The following is a 10,186-nucleotide window of genomic DNA, read 5'->3' on the forward strand; positions in this document are numbered from 1 at the left end:
CGCCGGGGCACTCCCCCCGCCAGGCCTCCCCCGAGGGCGCCGAGAACCGGTGGGCCGCCCGGGGCAGCAGCGCTCCCGCCACCGCACCCCACAACGCGGCGGCGAGGACCAGCAGTCCGGTGCTCATCCCACCGCGGCGATCGCGTCACGCCACGCGGGGAGCAGCTCGTCGAGCAGCGCCTCGGTACGCGGCGGCAGGCCACGCGCCCCGCTGCGGCCGATGAGGTCGGTGGCGAGGGCGGTCAGCCGGTCCGTGTCGCCGGTGGCGTGGGTGGCGCGCAGCAGCTCGTGCCACAGCCGCTCGTCGGCCGGAGCGGTGCGCAGGGCCGCGTTCAGTGCCTCGATGGCCTTCTCCGCGCGGTTCTTCTCCATGTGGAACGCGCACAGCGCGAGCCCCGTGTCCGCGACGAGCAGCGGCAGTTGGGCGTCCACGATCTCGTGGGTGAGCCACCGGTAGCGCCCCTCGGGCCGGTCGGCGAGCAGCGGCCCTCGCACCAGCACCAGCGCGTCGGTGAGCAGCCGCCCGCGCACGGCCCGGCTGTCGACGCCCCTGCCCTGCGTGGCCTCGTGGTACAGGGACCGCAGCACGTCCAGGTCGGAGACGACCGTCTTGGCGAGCGTGAGCCGGCCGGAGCCGTCGGTGGCGAGGCGGGGCGTGCCGTCGGGGTCGGCGCCGAGCCAGTCGTGCAGCCTCTCGAGCAGCGCGGTGCGCACGTCGTCGGTGACGCCGCGCGGCCACAGCGCGGAGGACAGCACCCGCGGGTGCACGCCCTCGCGGTGCAGGAGCAGCAGGGCGAGGGCCTCGTGCAGCAGGGCGCTGCGCTCCCCGTCCGGGTCGTCCAGGCCGATGATCTCGTACGGCCCGACGAGCCGGGCGTACACGGCCGGCCGGCCCTGCTCGCTGATGTCGACGAGGAACGGCGGGGTGTTCGCGGGCCCGTTGCTGTCGCGCTCCGGGTCGGCCTCGACGAAGAGCTCGACCACGGCACGCTGCTGGGCGGCCGGCAGCAACTGGGCGTCGAGTTCGAGCCCGAGGAGCGGCGCGAGGAGCTTGCCCCGGCCGGTGATCTCCATCTCCCAGGCTGCGCCCGGCAGATCGCCGGTCTCGGTGCCGACGAGGTAGCCGATGCCGAGACGGCTCGCGTCGGCCGCGAGTTCGGCGAGCTTGACGGCGTCCTCGGCGGACGGCTGCGCGGCGAGCAGGACGAGGTGCGGGGCCCAGCGGGTGTGCTGGGCGGGCCCCGTGCGCCCGGTGAGGACGGAGTCCTGCCCGGCGGCGCCCAGCGCTCCGCGACGCTGCCGCGTCTCGGCCTCCATGGTCTCGACGAGCGCCTCGACGTCCTCCAGGTGCCGGATGCGGTTCGGGGCGAGCGGGGTGAGGTCCTCCCCGAAGCCGACGAGGGTGATGGTCATGCGGTCGGACCAGCCGTTGGTCGCCAACTCGGCGGCGACGGAGGCGAACACGGCGGCCCGGTCGGCCTCTCGGCCGCTCAGCGAGACGATGCCGGGCACGGCCTCCAGGTTGAGCAGCAGCCGCGAGTCGTCCATGGTGCCGAGGCTGACGAGACCCGGGTAGGGCGCGGCCGTGTCGGCGTCCTCGTAGCTCTCGGCATCGGTCCGGGCCAGCATCCAGAAGGTCTGGTCCTGGCCCTGCTGCCAGGGGGCCGGGGGCTTCCCGGCGGGCTGGGCGAGCTGGAGGTGCAGGTCGCCGTTGCTGAGCCACGCCGCGTACACGACCGGCAGCGCGCGCGACTCCTCGGCGAGGGAGGCAGCGAGCCCGCGCAGGCTCCGGTCGAGCAGCCGTACGCCCTCGGGGTCGGCGCCGACGAGCAGCGCGTCCTGGACGTCCTGCGCGTCACCGGTCGGCGTGGGCGGCTCCATGCCGCGGCGCCCGCCGACGGACCCGAACGCCGACTGCCACAGCGCCTGCCGGCGCCGCCGTCCCAGGGCGCCGAGAAGACCGGCGGCGAGGAGGGGCGCGGTGAGGAGGGCTTCGGGGAGGCCGAAGGAGCTGTCGGACTCGGCGCCGACGGCGGTGGCCTGCTGGTGCCCGGAACCGGAGCCGGCGGGCCGCTGCTGGTCGGGCAGGGACACCTGGGCGGTGCCGCCGCCGCCCTGCGCCCGGTCGCTTCCGCCCTGGGCGCCGTCTCCGCCCTGGGCGTGGTCCCCGCTCTGCGCGTAGTCGGAGATCTGCTGCTGGAGGTCCGGCGACACGTTGGGCGCCTCGTCGGGCATCTCGACGAGCTCGCCGCCGCGGGCGTCGCCCGGCATCTCCATGATCCAGCCGGGCCGGATGAGGCTGGCCTCGGAGAGCTTGGACCCGTCCGGCTGCACGCGGTCCTTGTTGAGCTCGAAGATCTCCTGGTAGCGGCGCCCGTCACCGAGGTGCCGTTGCGCTATCTCCCAGAGGGAGTCGTGGTGACGCCCCTCGGGCGGCTGGATCCGGTAGTACTTCGTGTCGCCCTGCTTGGCGGTGCTGCCACCGGCGTCGGCGTGGGCGGCGGCGTGCGAGGCCTGCTCCGCCAGGGCCGCCGCGGCGCCGGAGGCCTGCTCCTGCTGCTGGGCGAAGAGGCCCGGGGTGGCCTGGGCGGCGGCGACGGTCGGCTGCTGGTTGGCGTCGTAGCCGTTCCCGAGCTGCGACAGCCCGGGCGTGAAGCTGGCGGCGGTGGCGCCGACGAGCAGCAGCGCGGCGACGAGCTGCCGCGCGAGCAACTGACTCGGCCCGGCGCCGGGCACCCGCCCCGGTACGCCGACACCCGACAGCGCGGCCTTCATCTCCACGAGCACGCACGCCGTGAACTGCGCCCACGCCAGCCACACGATGACGGTGAGGATGTTCAGGAACGTGTGGACGGTGATCTCTTGCTGCAGCCAGTCGAGACTCGGCACCCCGTCGGGCAGCGGCCACCCGATCTGTGTGGCCAGCGCGCCCGGCACGCCCACGAGCAGCACGGCAAGGGCGACGAGGGCGAAGAACGCCTTGACGAAGTCCCCGAACGACCGCCGCCGCATCCTCACCGGCTGCGGGGTCCGGTCCCTGGGGGCGGCCGTGGCTCCCGTCGCTCCCGTCGTACGTCCCGTCGAGCTTGACGAGCTTGAGGTGCGGCGTCGCGGCATGGCGGGTGTCCTGGGGTCGTGTGCGGAGTGGGGTGAGGCCGAGCTGTGGAGTGAGGGGTGTGCTGAGCCTACAGAGATCTTATGGACTCTTACCGGGGGCGTCGAAGGGCGGATCGAAGGATCCCTCTTGGCGTCCGATTTACCCCTGAAGTCACGGGTGTTCACTCCTGAGCCGGGCGACCGGGAGCGTCACCTTCGCATGTGCCACGCACGCCCTTCACTGTCCCCACGCAATCCACCACTGCTTATCAAGGCCCCTTCACCCTCCCCTGATAGCTTCGTTCCCTGTCGCGTACACCGAAACTACGGGGGAGACCAACAGTGGCCCGCCGCGCAATAACCACGACTGCCGCCGCGTTTGCCACGGCGGCAGCGCTGCTTCTGACCGCCTGTGGCGGAGGCGACGATTCGCCGTCGGACGACATCAAGGGCGCAGACAACAGTTCAGGCAGCCCGTCGGCCTCGCCGTCGTCCTCGGCGCCCGGCGTCAAGCGCCCGGTGATCAAGCTCCCCAGCAGCTTCCAGCTGACCTTCTCGAACTGGACGAGCAGCGACCCTGCGGAGCAGGCCGTGCTCGACGACGGCAAGGAACAGCTTCGGGCGGGGTACGAGGCGATCATCGAGAACGACCCCGACAGCAAGGACCGGGCCTTCTACGACACGAAGAACGGCTTCCTGCAGAGCCAGCAGTGGATCAGGACCTACACGGACAAGAACCTCACCGTCATCGGCAAGTTGCCCGTGTTCGACCCCGAAGTCACCCTCTCCAAGGACAAGGCAGCGGCGTCCCTCTCCTACTGCACCGACGAGAGCAAGGCCTCCACGAAGGACCGCAAGACCGGCGAGGTCAAGGGGAACCCGGCGGGCACGGACCCCGAGGTCCTCTACGTGATCTCCATGGGCAAGAACGACCAAGGCGTGTGGCAGGCAGTTTCCGCCCATTCGGAGAGGGGTGGCTGCGCGAAGTGAAGTCTCGGCGCGCCCCCCGACCTGTCACGGTCATTTCACTCACCGTCGTCCTCCTGGCACCCGTGCCTGCCCTCGCCCTCGGCGGCGAAGGCAGTTACGGCGGTGGAGCCAAGAACAATGAGATCTCCGCATCCGCCTCGCAGTCCCGGATCAAGGTCACGCAGACCAGCGGCCCCACGGGCGGCAAACAGGGCACTGTCGCGTCGACGGACGTCAACTGGAAGCCGCCGCCGTGCTGGTACGAGCCCGTCTTCACCCCCGAGCAGCTGAAGAACTTCTCGGAGAACGACGGCAGCGGCGACGCCGGTCTGCGTGACGGCTGGTACGGCTCGGAACTCTGGACCGACCACTTCAGGGACGAGAAGGACGCCAACACCATCTTCACGGAGCCGGCCACCGTAAAGGGGTACAAGAACTACAACCTCGGGAAGAAGGGCTACTTCTGGCGCGGGGTCGCTCCGAACGTGACCTCGCTCGACGATACGTCGCTGTGCAGTCGGCTGATGTTCTGGCAGGACGCCGGCGAGATCCCCGACGTGCCGGCTGCCCCTACTCCCGAAACCCTCGCCGACTACGCCTACGACAAGGTGAAGGTTCCCGAGACCGAGGTCGAGCTGAAGCCGGCGGTCAGGTCGACGGTGAATCTTCCGACCTGGGTATGGCTGGACAAAGGCACCTTCAAGGACGTCAAGGTCCGCGCGGAACTCCCCGGCACGGGCCTGTGGGCGGAGACCACCGCCAAGCCGGTCGCCCTCCACCTGGACCCGGGCACCGAGGACGCCGAGGTCTTCCCCGCCTCCGGCGACTGCGCGATCAACGACGACGGCTCCATCGGCACCCCGTACACCAAGGGCAACGCCGACAAGACCCCACCGTGCGGCATCCGCTACCTCCACGCGACCGACGGCACCCCCTACCAGCTCTCCGCCAGCGTCACCTGGCAGATCACCTGGGAAGGCTCCGACGGCACCGACGGCGACCTGCCCGACGGCACCTTCGAGACCACTCAGGACGTGAACGTCCAGGAGATCCAGTCGGTCAACCGCTGACGCGAGCGGATCAGCGGTTGAAAGCCGAGGGAGAGGACTCCGCCGTGGTCATCGGCGAAGTGGTCGGGCGAGGCCGATTCAGCGCAGGCTCCTCTCGGCGAACGAGAGCACCTCTTCGAGGCTCATCTCGCGCCGCCCCGACTCTCCCGAGAGCACCCAGCTCCCCGCCCACTCGATGTGCCAGACCTTGCCCTCCCTGTTCTCGTACTCCACGAAGCCGCCGGGAGAGTTCTCCAGCTGAGGAAGCTCCTGAAGGAGAATCCTCGGGTAGGTCAGGGCGCGCCCGGGGTTGGTGCTGCCGCCACCCGTGCGGGGGTTGTCGAAGCTCATCTTCACGAACGGCACGGCCTCACGGCCGATCTCCGCGGGGTGGAGCATCTTCGTGTACCTGGCTTCGGCTTCGACCAGCGTCTCCCGGCCAGAGAACTCGCAGGCGTAGGCAGGGAAGACGATGTACGTCAGGGCCGTGAGTCCGGGGTTCTGCGCCTTGTGGTGGCCGTGGACGTCCGGCACGGCGGCCGCGACCGCGTCGAACGTGTAGCCAGGAAATCGGAAGCCGTCCGCGTGGCTGATGAAGCGGCCCTCGCCGATGAGTTGCTTCTCGTGGTCCCGGGCGAAGGCAAGTGCGGCCCGTGCGAGGGATTCGTCGTGCCTGCCGCGCTGATTGGTCTGGAAAAGCCGTGTTCCGTCACCGGTGAGGGCTCCCGCGAAATGCAGCACCGGGTTCAGGTTCCACTTCCACGCCCGGTCCAGGCCTTCGAGCGGAGTGACACGAGGGAAAGCCTCGATGGTGGACAGCAGATCCATGGTTCCTTCCAGGTTCGTCTCGGTGACCCGCGCCGTGTGCGGACGTCAGGTGCAGGAGTAGTTCGGGCCGGTTTCCTGGCTGTATCGGGCCTCCATCATTGCCCCTCCGCGCGAATTCCTGCTCTTTTCCATGGCTTCCATATTGTCCGGGTCGTTGTAGAAATCGTTACGGGTCGCCCGCTCCGTGAGCCGACCCTCACGGTTCCAGTGATCGACGACAGCTTCCCGGTGCTCGTACGTCACCGTCTCACGGAAGGGTTTCGACCCGGGGTTCGCAGGGTCCCAGATGATGTCACCATTGGTGTCGAACCAGGTCAGCTGATCGCGGGGGATCTTCTTGCCATTCGCGTCCAGTGGTCGCTCGCCTTGCTGGACTCCTTCCATGGTCCAGTTCTTGGCCATCTCGTCGTGTGTGGACTCGCGATAACCGGACGGGTACTCCGACTTGCGATTGTGTGCTGTATCGGGCGCGTCTGGATCCCTCGCGTACTCGCCATTGCCGGGGTCGCGATACAGCCCGAGCGGGTCGATCCAGCGATAGGGGTTGGGCACATACGCGGTGTCGTTGGGGGCCGGGCCCAGGCCGAGCGGGTCCGGTGTCGCGTAGTGACCGGTCTCCGGGTCGTAGTACCGGTGGTGGTTGTAGTACCAGCCCGTCTCGGAGTCGGCGTACTGGCCCGGAAAACGCAGCAGGCAGTCGACTCCATCGGCCTTCGTCTCATCTCCCGCTCCAGCCACGGTTCCTGTCGGCAGGGGAAGACCCCAGAGCGTCGTACGCCGCTGCCATGACAGCTCGCCTTCCGCGGAGATGAGCTCGGCCGGGGCGCCGGACAGGTCCGTAATCACTGCGTGGAAGCGGGCTTGGTCGTCCGGGGCGTCCTCCCGTCCGCCGGACGCACGTTCGGTCTGCGTCAGCGCCAGGTGAGTTCCGGGTGCGTAGTCCCATGTGGTAGAGCGGCCGGTGGAAGTGACCTGCTCCGCCAGACGCGGGCCGTCCCAGGTGAAGCTCGTCTCCTCAGCGATCGCATCGTCGGCGGCGAGACGTTGCTTCGCGACGCGGCGACCCGCCGGATCGTAGACATAGCGCCAGCGTGCTCCGTCCGGCGTGACGGTGCCCACAAGCTGGCTCTGGCTGTTCCAGGTGTAGGTCCGGATGCGCCTTTGGCCGTTGAGCAGCCGCCGGACGGACCGGACGATGCGCCCTTCACCGTCGCGTTCATACCGGGTCCTGCCGCAGCGTCGGATGAGGGTGCCCGTGAACTCCCTGTGCACGTCGTCCCCGGTGGCCGGGGTCGAGGCGGCGCTGAGGTTGCCGACGCTGTCGTAGGCGTAGGTCTCCGTCCAGTCCCGCGCGTGGACTGCGGTGACCCGCCCCCCCGGGTCAAGGTCGAATCGGCGGGTTCCGGTGGTGAGCTCCTGAAGTTCGGCAAGATGGCCGTCCGCGCGATACGCATACGTCCGGTGCTGAAGAAGGTCTGCCGCACCCTCCGGGTGCCGGGACAGACTCTGGCGGATGAGCCGGTTAGCGTCGTCCCACGACTGGTCCAGTATCACCTCATGAGGCAACTCGCGGGATACTTCTCGTCCCACGGCGTCGAATTGGAAGTTCATCCGATACCCGGCCGTCTCCAGGGCGTCCGGGCGTCCCGCTGCGTCGTACGACCAGGTCGAGACGATGCCGGAAGGCGTGCGCCGCTCGACGCGACGACCGAGGGCGTCGTAGCGGTAGGTCGTCGTCCGGCCGTTGCTACTCTCGGCGAGCAACCGTCCTGCAGCGTCGTGCGTGCGCTCGACCCTCACCGCGGGTCCGGTCTGTTCGACCAGGTGGCCGACCGAGTCATAACGCAGTACGGTCGTCTGGCCATCGTGCTGGACGGACGTGGTGCGGCCCAGCGCGTCCCTTCCGAACGAGATCGTCTCGCCGGCTCCGTTGGTGAGACCCACCAATTCCCCCATGGCGTTCACGTCGTAGGTCAGGGTCCGGCCGTTGAAGTCCGTCTCCGCGACGACGCGGTTGGCTTCGTCATAGACGTACTCCCAGGTAGCACCCGAGGAGTTGGTGACCTGCACCAGGTTCAGCTCGGTGTCATAGGTGAAGGTGTAGCGCGAGCCGTCGGGGCGGGTACGGACCTTGGCGAGATGGAAATGCGTGGGGGTATAACTGCTCGTGTTGCCTGACTGGTCGACGTACGTCACAAGGTTTCCGGCGAGGTCCCACTCGAACCGCTCGGCCGGCCCGTCCCCGCTTCTGCGCCAGGCAAGCCTGCCCTCGACCGTCCAGCCGAGCCTCGTCTCCCGGTCCAGGGCGTCGATGACGGACGTGACTCGGCCGAACGCGTCGTGCTCGATGCACGTGGTACTGCCGACGGGGTTGGTGAGGGCTACCGGAAGCCCCACGCCGTTGCCGACAGCACGGCGCCGGTGTCCCAAGGCGTCCGTGACACCGACGAGGAAGCCCGATTCGTCGTACTCGTAGCGAGTCTCGTCACCGAGCGGGTTGCGCGTGACGGTCCGGTTACCGCGTTCGTCGTACGCGTGGTGCCACACGGCGCCGTCCGCCTCGGTGACCGTGATCGGCAAACGCAGATCGTTGTAGACCGCTCGCGTCGAGGAGCCGTCAGGTCGTGTGACACCGACCAGATTGCCGGCACCGTCGTACACGTAGCGGAAGGTGCGATCGAGCGCGTCGGTGCGCGCTACGAGCCGGTCTTCGTGGTCCCACTCGTTGTGGACGGTCTCCCCCCTCGCGTCGGTGACCGACACGAGGTGCAGACGCTCGTTGTGACGGTACGCGGTGGTCCGGCCGAGCGAGTCGGTGTAGTGGGTGGCCCGGTTTTCGACGTCGTAGGTGATGGTGCAGTCAAGGACGCCGTCGGCGCCCTCTCCACTGATCACACGGTCCTGATCGTCGTAGGTGAACCGATACCAGGAGCCGATTCTGTCGGTCCAGCGCTCGATGCGTCCGGCGATGTCGTAGCCGAACTCGAAGGGATGCCCCGACGAGTCGAAGATCTGCGTCAGGTCACCGCCCTCGTCGTAGCCGTAGCGGAGGACTGTGGTGCCCTCGGGACCCTCCTCGGGGTTCCGTAGCCGCAGCCGGACGATCCGGCCGTCCTGGGTGTCGACGTGGACGTGGTAGCCGCCTGAATGACGTACGGCGACCGGAGCACCGTCGAGGGTGCGGTCGAAGTGGACGCGATTGCCGTTGCGGTCGGATATCGCGGTCAGCGGCAGAGTGAACGCCTGATCGCTCGTGCCGGGGACGCGGAGCGGGGCGAAGTGTCTGGTGATGCCTGTCCTGGGGTCGGACACTCGCAGGGCACCCGGCTCGCCCTCGTCCCACGTCAGGGGCAGTTGTGGCCCTGACACGGGCATCACGGGGCTGTCGGGCAGCGGAGCGGGATAGCAGAGGATCATCCCGTCCTCGGTGGCGAACAGCACTCCGTCCTCGTCGAGTTCCAGTCGCTCGTCGAACGTCGAGGCCCAGGATTCGCCGAACCAATTCCCCCAGTGGTACGTGGACAGGTGTGTGCGACGGAAAATGACAGGGAGAACACCAGGCAGACCCATATCAGTCTGCTCAATGAGCATCTCCCCCGAGACCATGTCGATGGGGTCGCCGTTCTTGCAGCGTCCCTTGGCCGGTTTGCTCTTGCCGACCGCGTCGTCCGCCCCTTTGCGGAGGCCTCTCCCCAGACCTTTTGTCATGGCTTTGAGACCGCCCTTGCCGAGAGCCTTCATACCCTTGGCGAGTCCGCCGAGCGTGGTCAGGCCCTTCATGCCCGGTATGCAGTCCAGCGCGGCCAGCCCCACGTCCCACAGGGACGCCTGTCCCTTGGAGTATTTGTAGAGCGTGTCGGCGAGCACCACCGCGGCGGCTATGAGGACGATCGCGCCCAGGATCGGCCCGCCGATGATCATCGCGACGATCCCGACCACCGCGACGACGACCTTGCAGACCGCGACGATGGTGTCCCAGTTGTCGGTGAACCAGTCGCCGACCTCCTCCCACCACGACCGGTTCTGCATACCCGCGTCCGAGGCCTCATCGATCTTCGACTTCGCCTCGCGGGCGGCCTCATCGCGCATCGCGCGTGCATCCGCGGCCATCTTCTTCGCCGCGGCGAGGGCGTCCTGCGCGTCGGAGACGTCCGACTGGGCCTTGGACTGGGCCGACTCGGCGTGCTGGACGTCCCGCGTCGCGGCCCGCACCTTCGCCGCGTCCGGCTTGTCGGCGTCGGACT

The 10,186-nt window shown here is 68.8% G+C and carries 5 protein-coding genes and 1 pseudogene; 2 read left to right on the top strand and 4 right to left on the bottom strand.

Annotated elements, in window-relative coordinates:
• A pseudogene (locus C1J00_RS47160) lies at positions 1–127 on the bottom strand (prepilin peptidase); the annotation flags it as partial.
• Positions 124–3,117 carry a BTAD domain-containing putative transcriptional regulator gene (locus C1J00_RS30170; protein ID WP_102912162.1) on the bottom strand — a complete coding sequence of 998 codons (2,994 nt, stop codon included), beginning with the start codon at positions 3,115–3,117 and terminating at the stop codon, positions 124–126. The pseudogene C1J00_RS47160 and the gene C1J00_RS30170, both read right to left, overlap by 4 nt.
• A gap of 498 nt (positions 3,118–3,615) precedes the next feature.
• Here C1J00_RS30170 and C1J00_RS30175 point away from each other — a divergent pair, with 498 nt between their 5' ends.
• Together C1J00_RS30175 and C1J00_RS30180 are read left to right on the top strand one after the other, a co-directional pair.
• Positions 3,616–4,086 (top strand): hypothetical protein, encoded by a 471-nt coding sequence (locus C1J00_RS30175; RefSeq protein WP_342751763.1) that lies wholly within the window; start codon positions 3,616–3,618, stop codon positions 4,084–4,086.
• 62 nt (positions 4,087–4,148) lie between these two features.
• On the top strand, positions 4,149–5,135 hold the full coding sequence (locus tag C1J00_RS30180; protein ID WP_245936565.1) for a hypothetical protein: 987 nt from the start codon (positions 4,149–4,151) through the stop codon (positions 5,133–5,135).
• Between the two features lie 78 nt (positions 5,136–5,213).
• Here C1J00_RS30180 and C1J00_RS30185 read toward each other — a convergent pair whose 3' ends face one another.
• Positions 5,214–5,942 carry a hypothetical protein gene (locus C1J00_RS30185; protein ID WP_102912165.1) on the bottom strand — a complete coding sequence of 243 codons (729 nt, stop codon included), beginning with the start codon at positions 5,940–5,942 and terminating at the stop codon, positions 5,214–5,216.
• Positions 5,943–5,987: 45 nt separating this feature from the next.
• On the bottom strand, positions 5,988–10,186 hold a 4,199-nt coding region (locus tag C1J00_RS30190), incomplete at its 5' end, for an RHS repeat-associated core domain-containing protein (protein WP_102912166.1).

The organism is Streptomyces cahuitamycinicus (assembly GCF_002891435.1).
In the GTDB taxonomy this organism is placed as follows: domain Bacteria; phylum Actinomycetota; class Actinomycetes; order Streptomycetales; family Streptomycetaceae; genus Streptomyces; species Streptomyces cahuitamycinicus.

Excerpts from the sequence above, each read along its gene's own strand:
- C1J00_RS30170 (WP_102912162.1), bottom strand. The coding sequence starts at position 3,117 with ATGCCGCGACGCCGCACCTCAAGCTCGTCAAGCTCGACGGGACGTACG.
- C1J00_RS30185 (WP_102912165.1), bottom strand. The coding sequence starts at position 5,942 with ATGGATCTGCTGTCCACCATCGAGGCTTTCCCTCGTGTCACTCCGCTC.